The organism is Phycisphaerae bacterium, assembly GCA_035384605.1.
Classification (GTDB): domain Bacteria; phylum Planctomycetota; class Phycisphaerae; order UBA1845; family PWPN01; genus JAUCQB01.
In genome coordinates, this window is sequence record DAOOIV010000108.1 from 1 (window position 1) to 17,038 (window position 17,038).

The 17,038-nt window shown below is 61.6% G+C and carries 10 protein-coding genes; 9 read left to right on the forward strand and 1 reads right to left on the reverse strand.

Features of this window, described 5'->3' with window-relative positions; genetic code table 11:
- Window positions 1-1,288: competence/damage-inducible protein A (locus PLL20_17905; protein ID HPD31871.1), on the reverse strand; the 1,288-nt coding region annotated here is incomplete at its 3' end.
- 326 nt (window positions 1,289-1,614) lie between these two features.
- On the opposite strand from PLL20_17905, the gene PLL20_17910 reads away from it, so the two are divergent.
- The 9 genes from PLL20_17910 to PLL20_17950 all read left to right on the forward strand — a co-directional run.
- Window positions 1,615-2,808, forward strand: coding sequence for an alkaline phosphatase (locus PLL20_17910; protein ID HPD31872.1), 1,194 nt, complete (start codon window positions 1,615-1,617; stop codon window positions 2,806-2,808).
- Window positions 2,809-2,999: 191 nt separating this feature from the next.
- Entirely contained in the window at window positions 3,000-3,236 is a 237-nt protein-coding gene (locus PLL20_17915; protein HPD31873.1) for a hypothetical protein, read from the forward strand.
- A complete protein-coding gene (locus PLL20_17920) occupies window positions 3,233-3,727 on the forward strand; it encodes a four helix bundle protein (GenBank protein ID HPD31874.1) in 495 nt (164 codons plus the stop codon). Before PLL20_17915 ends, PLL20_17920 begins: the two co-directional genes overlap by 4 nt.
- Window positions 3,728-3,854: 127 nt before the next feature.
- Complete coding sequence (locus PLL20_17925) at window positions 3,855-7,106, forward strand: hypothetical protein (protein ID HPD31875.1); 3,252 nt, start codon at window positions 3,855-3,857, stop codon at window positions 7,104-7,106.
- Between the two features lie 96 nt (window positions 7,107-7,202).
- Window positions 7,203-7,775 (forward strand): hypothetical protein, encoded by a 573-nt coding sequence (locus PLL20_17930; GenBank protein ID HPD31876.1) that lies wholly within the window; start codon window positions 7,203-7,205, stop codon window positions 7,773-7,775.
- Between the two features lie 349 nt (window positions 7,776-8,124).
- Window positions 8,125-10,272, forward strand: a complete 2,148-nt coding sequence (pilM, locus tag PLL20_17935; protein ID HPD31877.1) for a type IV pilus assembly protein PilM — start codon at window positions 8,125-8,127, stop codon at window positions 10,270-10,272.
- A 101-nt stretch (window positions 10,273-10,373) separates the two neighbouring features.
- A complete protein-coding gene (locus PLL20_17940; protein HPD31878.1) occupies window positions 10,374-11,774 on the forward strand; it encodes a hypothetical protein in 1,401 nt (466 codons plus the stop codon).
- 62 nt (window positions 11,775-11,836) lie between these two features.
- The gene (locus tag PLL20_17945; protein ID HPD31879.1) at window positions 11,837-13,822 is read left to right on the forward strand and encodes a hypothetical protein; all 1,986 of its coding nucleotides are present in this window, start codon (window positions 11,837-11,839) and stop codon (window positions 13,820-13,822) included.
- Window positions 13,823-14,210: 388 nt separating this feature from the next.
- A partial coding sequence (locus PLL20_17950; GenBank protein ID HPD31880.1) for a hypothetical protein occupies window positions 14,211-17,038 on the forward strand: 2,828 nt, incomplete at its 3' end.

Here is a 17,038-nt window from a genome sequence, read left to right on the forward strand (position 1 = left end):
CCCTGGCGCTATCGCCAAGGCCATTCTTGCCTCGAAAGTGTTCAACTTGGGCTAACAGCCGCAGCCTCAGGCGATTGAGGGCGATCTTCCGGGTGCGGTCGCGGATTTCCTCGCGGGTGAGGAAATCACCGATGCGATGCTCGGTCACTTCGCAGCCGGACGCGTCGGCCAGGCCGATGTAGACAAGCCCGACGGGTTTGTCGGGGGTGCCACCGGCGGGGCCGGCGATGCCGGTGACGCTGATGGCGTAGTCGGAGCCGCTCAGCCGGCGGCAGTTGACGGCCATCGCTTCAGCAACCGGCCGGCTCACGGCTCCGTGACGTGCAATTACGTCTGCGGGCACACCCAGCAGCCGCGTCTTGGCGGCATTTGAGTAAGTGACCACACCTTCGATGAAGCACGCGCTGCTGCCTGCCACGTCGGTCAGGCTCTTGGCGATCAGCCCGCCGGTACACGACTCGGCCGTCGAGACGGTTTTGCCCTGTTCGATCAGCAGCCGAACGACAGCGCTCCATAGCGTGTCGTTGTCTTCGCCGAACACGAATGTGCCGAATCGCGCGCGGACGTCCGCCGCGGTCGCATCAAGCAGCGACTGAGCCGCCTCGCGTGTCTCGCCGTGTGCATGGATACGGATGCCGATGATGAGCTGCTGGGCGGTCGTTCCCACGGTCGGGTTGCGACCCCGCTGCATCAGGTCACGAATCTTGTCGCCGACGTCTGACTCGCCCACCCCGAAGGTCAGGATTGTCCTGGCCAGCAGGACGCCCTGACCGGTGGCGGCCCGCAGGTGCGGCAAGACGTCGCGCTCGTACATGACCTGCATCTCGCGGGGCACGCCGGGCATCGCGAAAACTGTCGCCTTGCCGATCGACGCCCGGATTCCCGGAGCGGTTCCGCAGGTGTTGTGGATCGGTTCGCTGCCGGCCGGGAACATCGCCTGGATCCGGTTCGACTCCGGCATCTCGCGGTTTCGACGGGTGAAGAAGTCGCGGATCTCGTCCAGGAACTCCGGCCGCAGCCGCAGTTCGACCCCCATCACCGCCGCCAAGGCCTGGCGCGTCAGGTCGTCTTCGGTCGGTCCCAGCCCGCCGCTGATCAGCACGATGTCGGCCAGCTCGCACGCCCGAGCGATTTCCCGCCGGATGGGCTCCATCTCGTCGGCCACGGTGACGTGGGCGATCACGCGTACCCCCACCTCCGCCAGCCGCCGGGACAGCCAGGGGCTGTTGGTGTCGACGGTCTGGCCGAAAGTTAACTCGCTGCCGATGCTGATGATGATGGCGTTCATGACGCAAACCATACCGGGGGTTGCAGTCGGGTTGAAGGGCGCGCACCAGTGGCTCTACTGCTGGACAGAGGGCAGTCGGTCATGTTGAAGGGGGTACCAATCTTCAATGGCCATGGTGACAGCGACGTCGATCAGGCTGAGCTGAGCGTCTTCCTCGGCTGCCTGAGCGGTTCGGGCGTCCCCGCCAATCCGGACTGCGCACCCTGATCGCGCGTGATTGTGCGACCGCGCGCGGCTAGAATCAACCTGTCTGACAGCCTCCCAGGGGGTGCCCGCGCGCCGAGGTGGCCGTGCCGGGTTATTCGTTGCTCGCGGAGATGATGCGCATGAGGTCTTACAGGTTTGTGGTTCTCGGAGCACTGGCCGTCCTTGTTGCTATTGGACTGCTTTTCCTGTTCGTCCCGACGGCACCGCCCACGCCGCGTGTCTTGTCCGCACCGACGAGCGTTGTTTTCCTGATCGGCGACGGCATGGGTTTCGAGCAGGTGAAGGCGGCCAGCTTGTTTCTCAACGGCAAGGAGGGCGCGCTGTCGTTCGAGTCCTGGTCCCATCAGGCCGAGGTCTCCACCTATTCAGCAAGTTCCGAGGTTACCGACTCGGCCGCTTCGGCCACAGCCATGGCCACCGGCCACAAGGTCAACAATGGCGTGATCAGCCAGGCAATTCCCGGTGATGGCCGCCCGCTGGAGACGATCCTGGAGCGTTTCGCCGCCATGGGCCGCAGCACCGGGCTGGTGACCACTACTGAGATCACTCATGCCACGCCGGCCTGTTTTGCGGCTCACACGATGGACCGCGGCAAGAATCCTGATATTGCGGAATGCTATCTCAACCAGACGCGGCCCAATGTACTTTTTGGCGGCGGCGGGACGCTTAAAGGCGATGCCGTCCTGGCGGCCGGTTACACCGTCGTGACTGATCGGCCGGGCCTGGAAGAGTTGGACACGGAGTCCGTGACACATGTGGCCGGCTTGTTCGGCGAAGGCCACATGCCTTACGAGTACGACTACTTCACCAAGAAACACCTCGAATACGACCGCCTCCCACGCCTCTCAGAAATGTCCCGCGTCGCGCTGCGGATTCTGAGCAAGAACCCGCAGGGCTTCTTCCTGATGATCGAGGGCGGGAAGATCGATCACGCCGGTCACGGCAACGACCTCGAACGGAACGTGTACGAGACCATCGAGTTCGCCCGCACGGCTGAGGTGGTGATGGAGCACATCGGCGAACGTCGCGATACGCTGGTTATCGTTACCGCCGATCACGAGACGGGCGGCCTGAAGGTCGTCTGCGGCAACGGCAAAGGCACACTCCCCACTGTCACATGGTCGACCAAAGGCCACACGCCGGTACACGTACCGGCCTATGCCTGGGGCGTCAACGCTCACCGCGTGACCGGGATCATGGACAACACGCAGTGGTTCCAGATCTGCCTGGGCTTGGCCCCCTTGCCTGCTCCGACCACGATGCCCGCGGTCGCCGAAAGAGAGCTGTCCGCGACATTTGCGGCGACTCGATAACGGCTCCAGCAGCCTGTGTGGCGCAAACTCGATAGTTTGCCAATTGATCAGCAACACGCGAAGAGTACCATCGCCCGTCGGGCAAGCAGGCAGAGTGCAGGGGACGCAAGGACCCGAAGCAGAGAACGCTGCGAGTTTGAGCGGGAGAGAATGGCTGCAGGGGTGATGCGGGGGAGAAGGGTGAATGCTGTGTGAAGGGTATGAAGGGTGAGAAGGGTGGGAAGGGTGTGAAGGGTGGGAAGGGTGTGAAGGGTGGGAAGGGTGTGAAGGGTGAGAAGGGTGTGAAGGGGGAAGTCGGGATTGATGGCAGGCGTCTGACGGATGAGGGCCTTCCTGCCGCCGCCGGCTTTCACAGACGCCGTCGGATTCCGCAGAAGGTGCCGGATTTCATAGACGCCGTCGGATTTCGCAGAAAGGGACCATCATGAGAGGTAAAGCGGCCGAGTCGTTTGAGGAGCTGCACGTATACCAGCGGGCCAGGGAGTTGACCAACGCCGTGTATGCCCTCACACGCGGGCCGTTGTTTTCTCGTGATCGCGGCCTGGTCGACCAGATCCGGCGTGCGTCGGTGTCGATCATGTCCAACATCGCCGAGGGTTTCGAGCGCGGCACAACCACCGAATTCGTTCAGTATCTGTATGTTGCCAAGGGCTCGTCCGGAGAAGTCCGGGCGCAGCTCCAGATCGCGCTGGACCAGGGGTACCTGCAGGCCGTCGAGCACGAGCGATTGCACGATCTCTGCCGGCGCACCAGCGGAATGATTTCCAACTTCATCGCTCATCTTCAGGCCTCGGACTATTCAGGCGAAAAACACGCCCGCCCCAAGCGCCGGGCAATCGAGTTGGTGCAGCAACAGCAGCAAGCCCTGAGGGCTGCGCAGCTCGCCGGCATGCGTCCGGCCGATCGCCCGCCGGGATAAAACATCGCGCATGAACAACATGCTTCTCTGCGCGTCTGCATGTGGATTCTTATGCAACTGGGGGGTATACTCTCCGCGCTCTTGGATCTGGAGCATAAAACAGGCTACACCACAAGGAGGCATGCTTATGCCGTGCAGGCGTGAAGCGGACCGGTTGATACCGACGGCGGTTTGTCTGTGGATTCTTCTGGTGTGTGGAACGGGCCTATCTCATGGAGCGGTGCAGATGACGCAGTGCCAACCAGGCGATCCGTTTGATGCCGCGCCGTACGCGTTCAGGGATGCCGAACCCGACGGCAAGGCGATCGGTCTTCGCTGGGGCGAACCGCGGAAGCTGCGGCGCGTCGTAACGGACTTCGGTGAGAAGGCTCCCCCGCCCGAGAAGGTCAAGCTCCAGTATTGGCACAACACCTGGGACGGCAGACCTGACCCGATCCGTGCGGAGACCGGTGCCGGCGGCGCCGGTTGGGACCGCATGGACGACTGGACCAACGGCCAGTGGCGCGATGCCGACGCGCACCTGGATGTGAAGGGTGGTTTGTGGACCTTCACTTTCAACCCGACCGGTAACAAGGAATACACCGGTATGGGCCGGCCCGGCGTGGGCTACCGCAAGACACTGAAGGTGCGGTTATTGAGCGAAGAGAGGCTCCCGGCCTCGATGGAAATCCGGGCTATTACGGATGCGGTTTGTCAGCCGGTGAGGGTCCGGGTGATGTTCGGCAAGCCCGCCGATCCGAGGATCAGCGTCGACAAGGATGATGCCGGGACGATCGAGGTTTTCAATGGAGCAGTGACCTCCGTTGGTGCTCTGGGTGCGGCCAGGGTTGAACCGGCTCATACCTGGGCCCTTCGGGGCGGCGCCGAAGGCAGTCTTGAATTCGGTCTTATGATGGCCGTCGACCCGGTTGATCCACGTTATGACCGCACAATTGTCACGCTCCGATCCGGCAACCGTCCTTTTTCTTTTGCCGCCGATGAGGTCGCCCGAGGCCACAGAATCCTGGTTGACGATCTGGGCGTGCTCGTGGTGAGGGCCGATGACGGAATCACCTTGGAGGGCTACCGCCGGGCCCGCAAGGAGTTTCCCGGCCGTACGGTCTATGATCGCGTTTTCGACGAACCTGAGCAGACCTGGCAACGTGCCTGGAACGATATGCCCCTCAAGCGTCCGCTGTACTTCGTGCACGGCCTGCCCGGCAACCGCAACGCCATGCACCAGTTGCCCGACGGCAGCCTGCGGATCACCGGGCGTCGGCAGTGGTTCAATGTGCCGAAGAGTCCGAAGGACACGGATCGCAAGCTGTGGGACGGAGAGATACTCCATGTGGACTTCGGTCTGCCGCAAGGCGGTTTTGAGGCCAAGCGGGAGCTCAAGGAGGGTTATCTGCCCCTGCTGAGAACCTGGTGGCAGGACGGCGACGTTCACTATGAACAGAGCGCCATTCTGGACAAGCTGAACGGCGGCCTGGAGACGATTGCCCTCGATGATCCGACGGTGTTGCTGGTTCGCATCCGGATGGTAAACACCGGCAAAGACGGCACTGGCATTGCCCGCCTGTTGTTTGGTACGCACGGCGGCGACGCGCCCGAGACGCTGATACTGAGGGGTGACCAACTATTTGCCAAGAGCGGCGACAAAGAGCGTTTTCGGTTTCTCATAATCAGCGGTGATAAAGGTATTGCTTCGCAAGAAGGACCGCGCATCCGTTGGAAGATGGAACTGAGGCCCGGTCAGGCGCACGAGATCTACTGCCTCGTGCCATCGGTGACGCTGACAGAAGAGGCAGAGATTGCGGCGTTGCGCGGAAGGGACTTTGATGCCGACAGCAAACGGATCTGCGAGTACTGGCGGGCAATCACGGCCCGAGGCGCGCAGATCGAGACACCCGAGCCGGCCATCAATGATTTCTACAAGTCCCACGTCCGCCACCTGCTCGTCAACTGCTACAAGGAAGTTGGCTCGGACCGGCTCCACGCCCATGTGGGGACCTTTTCATACGGCGTCTACCCGGACGAGTCGTGCATGATGATCAGCGATCTGGACCGTCGTGGTTACCATGACGAGGCCCGGCGGTGCCTTGATTCGTTCCTGGAATACCAGGGGACGGTGCAGATGCCGGGCAACTTCAAGTCCAAGGAGGGCCTTTTTTACGGGTCCGGCGGTCACGACACCGGCGGCTATAACAAGAGCCACGGCTGGGTCATGTGGAACATGGCCGAGCACTGGAAAAACACCCGCGATCGGGTCTGGATGGAGAAAGCCGCTCCCAAACTGATTGCCTCATGCGACTGGGTCACTCGCGAACGGCGGGCGACGATGAGAACAAATGCCGACGGTTCCAGGCCCATCGAGTACGGCTGGCTGCCTGCCGGCTCGCTCGAGGATGTGACCGACTACTGGTACTGGATGGTCACCAACGCCTGCACGGTCTGGGGGTTCGATGCCCTGGCGGCCGCCCTGGCCGATTTCGGTCATCCGGAGGCTGCCCGACTCCAGGCGGATGCGAAGGCCTATCACGAGGACTTCATGCGGGCGATGGAGGAGGCCCGGATCCGCTGCCCGGTAGTGCAGTTGCGAGACGGGACGTACGTTCCGAAGTACCCGTCCCGGCTGTACGAGCGCGGCAGATGTCACGGCTGGTTGAGGGAGACGCTCGAAGGCTCGATCCACTTGCTGATTACCGGACTGATAGAGCCGCATTCGCCACAGGCGGGCTGGATCCTCAAAGATTTCGAAGACAACCTCTATATCTCGGATACCTATGGTTATGCGATTCCGGTTTTCAACAGCTTCTGGTTCTCGCGGGGCGGCTTTTCTATGCAGGCCAATCTGCTCGGCGGCCCGTTGCCCTATCTATATCGGGACGAGATCAAGCATTTTGTACGGACGTACTTCAACAGCCTTGCTTCGGCGTATTACCCGGAGATCCGGATGTGCAACGAGCACTCGCTGCCCGAGCTGGGCTACCCGGCCGGCGACCACTTCAAGTCCTCTGATGAAGCCCAGTCGACCTACTGGTTGCGTCTCATGTTTGTTCATGAAGACGGCGAGGACCTGATTCTGGGCCAGGCCATCCCCCGGTACTGGTCGGCCGACGGCAAGAGCGTGGGGATGGAAAGGGCTCCGTCTTACTTCGGGCCGCTATCGTTCCGCCTGAGCTCCGAAGCCTCGCAAGGCCGGATCAGGGCGGTGGTCGATCCTCCGACGCGCAACCGGCCGAGGAATATCTACTTGCGATTCCGCCATCCGGACGGTAAACCAATCAGGACGGTCAGCGTTAATGGCTTGCCCTACGACAAGATCGACGTTGCCAAGGAATGGGTGATCATTCCCGGGTCTGTTGAAGGTCGGCAGGAGATTGTTGCGGCCTATTGACGTCGGCACGGATTCCAGCGGGTCACAGCGTCGGCCGGGCGCCCGGCTGAGGGTCGAGGTTGGGGCGAGGAACCCCGCGACTTCGGAGGAGTACCCATGTTGCTTCGATTGTTCACGATCGGATTCACATGGGCGATGACCGCGGGGTTGGCGGGTTGTGGCCCGGCGGCGCAGGTGCGGCTTCTCCAGCCGCAATATGCTGGGGCCGAGCAGGACATTTGCCTGCAGACCAACCTTGTCCGCTGGGCCCCTGGGGATGGGGTGGCTCGTTTCTTAGCCGAGTTTCCGCTACCCGGGGCGGTCTCCGGGCGTCCGACGTACCTGCTTTACTTGCGCGTGCCCATGGACCTTCCGCCTCAGACGCAGCCGGCCGGAGCCGCGCAGGGGGTTTGCGGGTTCCTGATCCAGACCCAGGGGCGAAATGCCGGTTTGGAGTTTCTGAAGGCGGCTCAGGTCAGCATGAAAGGCAAGGGTTCGGCTCCCGATGCACGCCGGGAACTTCGGGTCGAGCTTATCTTTGAGGGGAGCACCACATTGACAGGTTGGCTCAAGGCCACGCGGGACGATCGTTATTTGAAGATCTTCGAAACCCGTCGGCGGCCTTCCGATGTCCAAGCCCTCCTGGAGGATTCCCGGCGAGGCGACTCTGTTTTTCGGGAAGTTCCCTGACGGTCTTCCTCAGGGGGCGGCTTTTCACCGTCGCGGTTGACAAAGAGCCGCTTGAACTATCACGCTTTCGCGAGGGCGCTCTTCCGTGTCCAGCTTGACATAGAGCCGCCACCTCTGAATACTCTAGTAGACGTGAACCCTAGCGAGGGCCGTCTGCCTGCGACGCGTTTTCAAGACGAGGTCACGCCAACCGAGCTGATAGCTCCCTGAGGATTGCGATCGTCCGGGTGATGGGCGACGCAGTCCGCTCCGATGGCCGAGTTGATGGTTTTCGACAAGTGGAAAACAGGATCCCAGGCGAGCCGCGGCGGTCCCGATCGGGCGACCGGCGGACTACAAGGAGAAGCCGATGGCAGCCAACAGACCGGTGTGGGGGATTGACCTGGGCCAGTGTGCCCTGAAGGCCATCTGCCTTCGTCCGACCGAGGACAAGGAGAAGGTCGAAGTCCTCGATCACGTCTATGTCGAGCATTCGCGCATTCTGTCGCATCCGGATGCCGACCGGCCCGCTCTCATCGCCGAGGCGATGAAGAAACTCACCGAACAACACGACCTGAGCAAGGAGATTCTTGTTGTGTCTGTTCCCGGACAGCACACCCTTGCCCGGTTCACCAAATTGCCGCCGCTCGAGAACAAGCGGAAGATTCCCGAGTTGGTGCACTTTGAGGCCCAGCAGCAGATCCCCTTCGACATGGACGAGGTTGTCTGGGACTACCAGGTGTTCGAGGATCCCAAGTCGGGCGAGATCGAAGTGGGCATTTTCGCGATGCGGCGAGATCTGCTCCGAGAGCAGCTCCAGTATTTGACCGGCATCAACCTCGAACCGGCGGTGGTCCAGTCGTCGCCCCTCGCGTTGTACAACGCTTTGCGGTACGACGGCATCTGCACGGATGAGCCCGTCTGCATCCTCGACGTCGGCACGCAGAACACCGACCTGATCGTGGTGGTTGAGGGTAGGAGTCTGTGGACGCGCAACATTCCCATAGGGGGCAATGCTTTTACGGAGGTCCTGCTCAAGACCTTCAAATTGTCATTTGGTAAGGCCGAGCGACTGAAACGCGAGGCCCAGAAGCACAAGTATGCCCGGCAGATCTTCCAGGCGATGAGGCCGGTTTTTGCTGATCTGGTCGCAGAGATTCAGCGATCGATCGGTTTCTTCACCTCCTCCCGGCGCGGCGTGCGGTTGAGCAAGATCATTGCGATGGGTAACGCCTTCAAACTGCCCGGCATGGTGAAGTTCATACAGCAGAACCTTGGCATGGACGTGTTCAGGCCTGCCTCCTTCAACAAGCTGGCGGTCGGCAATGTTTCCAATGCCGCCGTTTTGACTGAGAACCTGCTCAGTTACGGCGTGGCCTACGGCCTGGCTCTGCAAGGGCTGGGTCTTTCTCAGATCACCAGTAATCTGTTGCCCACGGAAATCGCCAAGCAGGTCGTCTGGCGGCGCAAGACGCCTTGGTTCTACGGCGCGGCGGCGGCGTTGGCGTTGTCGGCGGCCATCGTCTGGGGCCGGAATCTCGCCGATGCCGGCGCGGTTTCGGCCGGACGCGGCAGCGAGCCGGCGCCCAGCTTTCAAGTGCAGTACGACCCGAATGACAAGGATCGCGAGAACCCGCTGCCCGACCCGGCCGCCGAAGCCGTTTTGAAAGGCAGTTTCACGGCTCAATCGCCCATGGGCAGGGCCAGAGAGATCGCAGCGGTCGCCGATCACTTCAACGAGGTCCTCACCGCGATTGCCGGCAAGAATGATGCGAGGGCCACGCAGGCGGAGGACATGGTCAAACTCGAAGTCAATGAGGCGGTCTGGCCGAATATTCTCTACATGATTCACAGCGCTTTGCCCCAGCCGGATCCGGTGATGAAGCAGGCGCTGGAACAGGGTCCCGAGGCGGTCAAGAAGCTGGTACAGAGCGATCCGAAGTACGAGCGATCGAAGAGGAGGGAGATTTACATTCTCAGTCTTACTTCGCAATACTCGCCCGATGTGCTGACGGAGTTCAAGGCCCTCGGGGAGGATAAATCGGGGATGAGGCCGCCTACATCCGGTTACATGCCGGACCCAAGCGCGACCGATGCGGCGGCCGAGCCGGTACAGGCAAACCTCGAGGGGTTCCTCATCAATTTCGTCATTCGATCCCCCAACCAGCAGCAGTTCGGGTACATCAACGATGAGTTTCTCGTGAAGTTGAGAGAAGGGGTTGTCCCGGAGGTTGCCTACGTTGCGAAGGTGCGCGTGCCCCAGCGCGCTCAGCTCAAAGATGGCGGTATTCTGGGTTCGGTCGGCGGCATGGGCTCAGGCGTCAGCAGAGCACCTACGGCCGGGGGCCAACCGACCGTTGAAGCGCTCCTCGATCCGGTCACGGGCGAATCGATGAGGGAGGACTGGGAATACGCCGGTACCATGGCAGTGGTTCTCGGAAAGAAACCCGACCAGCCGCCGGCGTCGCCCGTGCCGGATGGCACCGGCGGTCAGCCGGAGCCCGAGGCGGGGATGTAGCCGGCGGTTTTGGGGACCCTAATGGGCTTTGCCGGTCCGACCAGCGCGATCGGACAAGGTGAGCCGGTCGGTGCCTCGGCAGAGACAGTGGAGACTGGATCATGCAGTGGATCAAATCTCATCTGGTGATCGTGATCGTGGCCTCAGTCAGCCTGTTGTCGTTGACCGGGCTGGTACTCGGTTACGTGATGAGCTCGGTGGGGGCGGATCTCGAAACCGACGCTCGGGAGCTGACCAAGCTACAGGGTATCAAACGCGTGAATCCAAAGGTGATTGACGCGGCTCGGAAACAACAGCAGGAGGACGCGGCTCGGCTCGCGGACTACTTCCGCAAGTACCAGGAAGCCAAGCAGTACACGCCGCTGGATGACCAGGTTTTTGCTGACAATATCACGGACTCCCAGCGACAGGCCGCGATTTTCCGCTTCCAGGACAAATACCAGCCGAAATCCCTGCTTCAACTGTTGAAGGCCAAGGACCAGCCCACGGCGGAGGAGTTCACGGAATACGAGCAGGAGATCAAGGCGAAGCAGGACAAGATTGAAAAGGAATTGGGCGTCGCAGGGGGGGGCCGGCCGAGCGAGGTGCTGACCGCGCCGACAGCTCCCAGAGCGGGTGCCCTCGGCCAGACTGGGACGAGCGCGGATCAGGATGCGAGCCGCAGACTGCGGATGGCCTATGCGGTTGACAGGGCGAAGCAGGTGTATTGCTACGCAAGCGAGCAGAGCCTTGATGATCGGACCGCGGAGGTCAAGACGGTCGGCGGTACGCCGCCGATCGAAGATCTGTGGTATGCCCAGGTTGCCCTGTGGATACAGGAGGACATCTTCCGGGCCCTCGGCGGACTCAACGAGGCTTCTGCCAAGGAGTTACCGGAGGAAGCAAGGTGGGTCGCTTATCTTCCGGTCAAACGCCTGATCAAGTTCACAATGGGCAATTACGTCCCCCGAGGAGCAGCCGGCGATGCTGAGGGTGGCGGCTCAGCTCTTCGCGGAGGACCGATGGGGGGTGGCGGAGGCGGAACCGGCGCGGAGTTGCTCACGGCGGGACCCACTGCCGTATTTACGAAGCGCGTTTCGAGCGAGACCGTCGATGTCGTGCGATTTCACTTGGACATGGTGGTTGACGCACGACGTCTGCTTGATGTGCTGGATGCGATTTCCAAGGCGGGTTTCTACACGCCTCTCAACGTCGATCTCCGCGAGGTGGTGCCCGCACCGGAAGAGTACTACATCTATGGAACGGCCCCCGTCCTGCAGATGACGGTTGTTTATGAGGGGAGCTTCATGCGAAGCTCGTATGACAAGTTCATGCCGACGGCGGTCAAGAATGCGATTGCCGAGGGTCGTGCCGGAGGACTCGGCAAGGCCGGAGCAGGGCTCGGCGGGACAGGAATAAGACCGCCGGCCGCTTTCCCGGGTCATCGTGGAACTCCTCGCGGAGGTCGAGGCGAATACCGCGAAGACTTTGAAAGCGAGCGTCCCCGCAGTCGGCGCAATTGATCTCGGGCGCGCGACACACCGCGCGCGTGTGACATACCGGGCCGGTTCAGGAGGTCCGACGAATGGCAAAACAGAATGTTACTTACGTCGAACGGCACGTCGAGAAGATTGCCGCGGGAGTGGCCGGGGCGGTGCTTCTGTTCGTCTCGGTAACCAGTCTGCTGATGAGCCCTCACGCCGTTCGAATCGCCGGTGATTCAGTCAAGCCGGCGGAGTTCTATGGCAAGGTGGCCGATCAGGCCGAGGCGGCCAGAAGGCAGCTTGAGGGGGCTTCCGAGGTTCCCATGGAGCTCGCCGAGAAATCCAAGCGACTCCACGAGATGTTGGATCAAACGGCCAAGGCCCCGCCCAACGAATTGCCCGTAGCCGCAGTGCCCCTCAGCCCGGCGCTGCCCGAAGTGGCCGGCGAGTTCATTTCGGCGCCGGTCGGCGCCAAAGTGCGCCTGGTGCAGATCCTTCCACCCACCCGGCCGATCCTCTCGACCGGCAAGGCGTTCGCCAGGCTCCAAACGCCCCGGACCGACCAGCCCGGCGTTTCTGTGAACACCGCTACGGATGACCTGATGGTCACGACCGACCTGCATTGGGTGGTTGGGGCGGCGGTTTTCGACCGCAAGGCCCAGCGAGACAGGTTTGCCAAGGCGAACTATCTTTCGGATCGCCAGGAGGTCATCGTTGCCGAGGTCCGTGTGGAGCGCCGCGAGCAGTTGCCTAACGGTCAATGGAGTGATCCCGTCGTGGTTCAACCTTACATGAACCGGCGCATCCTGGCCCGCGCCGTGCTCAACACTCTCGCAGAGGCTGATGGCGTGATTCTGCCCGAGGATGAACAACGGTACGCCGCAGACCTCCGTCAAATGCTCTATAGCAAGGAAACGCAGGCCGACATTCTCCGGCCGGAATTCCAGTCTTATCTGGCGGACCCGACTCCGGACAGCGATGACACCATCCAGTGGCAGATTCCACGAAGTCTCACTGCTGCTGATGGCACCCAGGTGGACATGACCGCGCCCGAATTCGGGGTTCAGTTCTTTGAAGAAGAGGGACGCCCCGGAAGCAAGACGGGCCCGGGCGCGGCGACGGACGGCGGCGCACAGGCATCGCCGGCGGTGAGGCTGCAAAAGGCGCTCAAGGAGGCTCAGGATGCCATCAATCAGAAGAGATGGCTCGATGCTCAAAGGATCCTCGACGACATTATCGCCAGTACCGACTTAACGCCCGCGCAGAAGAAACCGGCAGAAGAACTGCGGAAACGTCATCTGAGGGATTTCGAAGAAGCGGAGAGACTGGCTGCCCGCGCTGGGCAGGCTCAGGAGAGGGAGGTGCTTGGTCCGGATAACGATCCTTTGTGGTTCACCGACATCAGCGTTCAACCGGGGAAAGCATATCAGTATCGGGTCTGCCTCATGGTGTTCAACCAATATGTCGGCATGAGCAGCCGTTTGGAGAATCCCGCTGATGCCGGCAAGCTCTTGCTCCAGGGAGATTGGTCCGAGTGGTCTGACGCGGTTACCGTCCCGGCAGCCAAGCATTTCTTCCTCGCCGAGGTCCCCCGGGACGGCGAACGTATCAGCATCGAACTGTGGGAGTGGAAAGGCGGCGATTGGGTGAAAGCGAAAGCGGAGTTGCTCCCGGGGGATCCCGTCGTGGCCGCCAGGAACCCCAGAGATAAGATCGACTACGGCGCCATCCTGGTCTCGGCCGATCCTTCGCGGCCGTATGCTCGCCGTAGCGGCAACCCGAAATCGGAAGCATTCAAGTACGACATCCAGGAGACGGGCGCGGCGGTACTAGTGAAGGCAGAAGGGCAAATCGAGGAGCACTTCGTGGCGGAATCCGCAGACCGCAGGGCCGAGGTCCTCCGCGCTATGGCCGAGGATCGCAGACGCCGCGAGACCTTCAAACCCCAGGGTGGGGCAATCGCGCCCCGCGTGCGTCAGCCTCCCGTTCGACCTCCACGAGAGCGGTTTTCGGATGAGGAGCCGCGCCGATCAGAGTCCCGGCGCGAGAGAGAAGACAGAGGTGATCGGACGCGCGGGAGGCGGTAGTATTGACCTAAGCTCTTTATCCGGCGAATCTTACCGCAGGTCAGATACTTCGTTCAGTTATATTTCGTTGACTTTTTGACCTGCGGTTTGAGGGCTGGCGAACTTGAGGCGACTGCGGTAAGCTGAGCGGCCTGAGCGGCGCGCGAGGTGCGTCCGCCAGACGGTCGGCGGAAGAGTGGAGACGCGCCGGTTCCGGACAAGGCCTGTGTTTGATCCGCGGCCGCGAGCAGCGCGTGAGACCCGTGCGGGGCGGGACGAAGGCTGAGAAACAACAAGTGATGCGGCGTTGGTTTTGCCGCAGCCTGCGTTGACCACCATACTTCAGGTGGTCGCTGACACCTACCTGTGATGTGTGCCCTCCCGAGTGGGATGCATAGGAGACCCAAACGTGAAAACGGCAACCAACACGATGCGGCGGATGGCGATGTTGGCGCTAGGTCTTTGTGCGACCTTGCCCGTTCTGGCTGCCACTCCCAGTGAACTGCTCGACAAAGCCGTCGAGTTGTTCCGTGAAGGCAAGTATCAACAGGCTCAAGAGGTGCTGTTGGAAATCGATCGCGAGCAGCTCCCCGCGGATCGTCGGGATCAACGAGACGAACTCGCCGAAGTGATCACGACCGCCGTCAACCAATCGGTCAAGGCCACACAGAACCTGGAGGACGCGGTTGCAGCGCAGGCCGGGAACGACTTAAACACCGCCGAGAAGCTCTTCCAGGCGGTCACTGAGAACAAGTATGCGACCGAGGCCCAGAAGCGCAAGGCCGCCGAAGGCCTGGAACTGATCAAAAAGCAGCGGGACCTGGCCGGGAAGATCGAGGCTGCCCAGCCGCCAAGCACTCGTCCGACGGGTCCTGCGGCGTCCAGGCCTGCCGATGCCTACGGAAAGGCCCGCGAGGAACGGGCCCGTATTGAGGCTGCGGTGAAAATCAAGGCCGGCGAGGACGCGACCGCCAAGGGCCAATACGACCTGGCGGAACAACATTTCCAAGAGGCCCTCAAGCTTGTTCCGAACCATCCCGCCGCGATCCACGGCCTGCAACTGGTCAAGCAGCACCGCAGTGTTGAAGGCAAGTCCAGTTTGATCGAGGAGACGGCCAATCGCAAGTTGCTTCGGTGGAAGCGAACGGTAAGTCTCTATCAGGAGGGCGTCCGGGAGGTTCGCGGTTTGATCAATGAGCGACGGTACGATGAGGCTCGTCGTCGCGTCGCGGACACCGGGCAGTTGCTCGATGCCGGCAGGCAGGATGCCAGCCCGCCATCAGACTACGAGGCCCTCAAACGCGAGTTGGACGGGCTTGCCCGGCGCATTGAGGTCGAGGAAAAGGACGCCCTGGAGGCCAAGGCTATCGCGGACCGGAAGGCCACGCTCGAAACCGATCGCCGGCGACAGTGGCGAGTCGAGCAGGAGAAGATGGAGCGTATCGGAGAGCTCTTCAACCAGGCCGAGCAACTCAAGCGACAGAAAGAATATGAGAAGGCGGCGGAGTTGCTCAGAGAAGCCATTGCTATTGATCCGACCTACGAGCGGGCCAAGTGGCAACTGGAAGCGATGGAAGACGCCGGACTGATCGACGACCAGAGGCGGAATCGCGAGCACTTCCTTAACCAGATGCAGGATGCTCTGCTGGAGGCCGACCGGGCCAAGACTCCGGTTGTGACCGGCAAGAACGACAAGATCATTGCCTTTCCCGATGAAGAGCAATGGCGATTGATCAGCAGCCGCGATCCATACGGCGTGGATGGCGTGGGTGGTGAGACTGAAGCCGATCGGATTGCGGCCAAGGCCCTCAGCACTCCGTTGCCGCCCGACGTGCAGTTTGCCCAGGGTACGACCTTCAGGCAGGCGATCGACCGGCTTAAGGAGGTTGGAAGGATCCCCATCAATGTTAACTGGAGCACGCTCTCGATGGTGGGTATCGATCCCGACGGGGCCGAGGTAGGTGATTTGAATGTCGGGGGCGTGAAGCTCGAAACCGCTCTGGAAATGGTTCTGGATGTGGCGGGCGGAGTGGTCGGGAACATTGAACTGGGCTTTGATGTTCTCGAAGGCATTATTCTGGTGTCCACCGTGGAGGAACTGAACCGCAAGACCGAGGTCCGTGTTTACGACATCCGCGATTTGCTTCTGCGCATCCGCAGCCTCTCCATCGGTCAGGGAGGCATGGGCGGCATGGGCATGATGGGCGGTATGGGCATGATGGGCATGGGCATGATGGGCGGCATGATGGGCGGCATGGGCGGCTATGGCATGGGCGGCATGGGCGGCTATGGCATGGGCGGCATGGGCGGTGACGGCATGGGTGGCATGGGCGGCTATGGCATGGGCGGCTATGGCGGCGGCGGCGGCTATGGCACGGGGGGTACGGGCGGCGAGGACGAGGAAGAGGATGATCGCGAGGAACAAATAGACAACCTCAAAGAGTTGATTCAGAAGCTCGTTGAGCCGGGTACGTGGGAGGAGGAAGGCGGGGGCAACATCGGTTCGCTCGACGTGTGGAATGATCGCCTGATTGTCCGGCATACCCGCCGTGCCCACCGGCAACTTCGCGAGTTGTTCAGGCAGTTACGCGAGGCCAGGGATCTTCAGGTGGCGGTGGAGGCCCGGTTCATTACCCTGACCAACAACTTCCTCGAAGAGATCGGCGTCGACCTGGACGTCATTTTGAACCAGGGCAACGCGGGCCTTGACCAAGCTATCGTTCCCTCGACCGGCGGCACCGGTGGTTACCAACAGGCGGTCAATCCGATTACCGGTATGGGCCTTCTGCAGACCAGGCAGATGACGCAGTATGGGTTCCTTCCGGCATCCGTCAGTGCGGGTGTGCCCCTGACGCAACAGGGCGGTTTCGTTCAACCGTTTGGAGCTGCCGGTTTGGTTCCTCAAGGAAGCCCTGAGAACTGGTGGGACAGGCATACAACCGCCGTTCCGTTGTTGAACAGTACCATGGGGCTGGCCTCGCCGAGGCCGACGGGCATCCCCGGCGGCTACGGGCCGCAGGCCTATCCTGCGTTTTCTCTGTTTGGCAGCTTCCTGGACAACATTCAGGTTGACTTCCTCCTGAAAGCAACCCAATTGGATTCGCGGAGTTCAATAGTGGACGCTCCGCGATTGACCGTGTACAGCGGCCGGAGGGCCGAGATCCAAGTGCAGACCTCCTCCTACTTTGTGTCAGCACCTGGTCAACTGCCGGTCGGCGGGACGGGCATCAACGGACA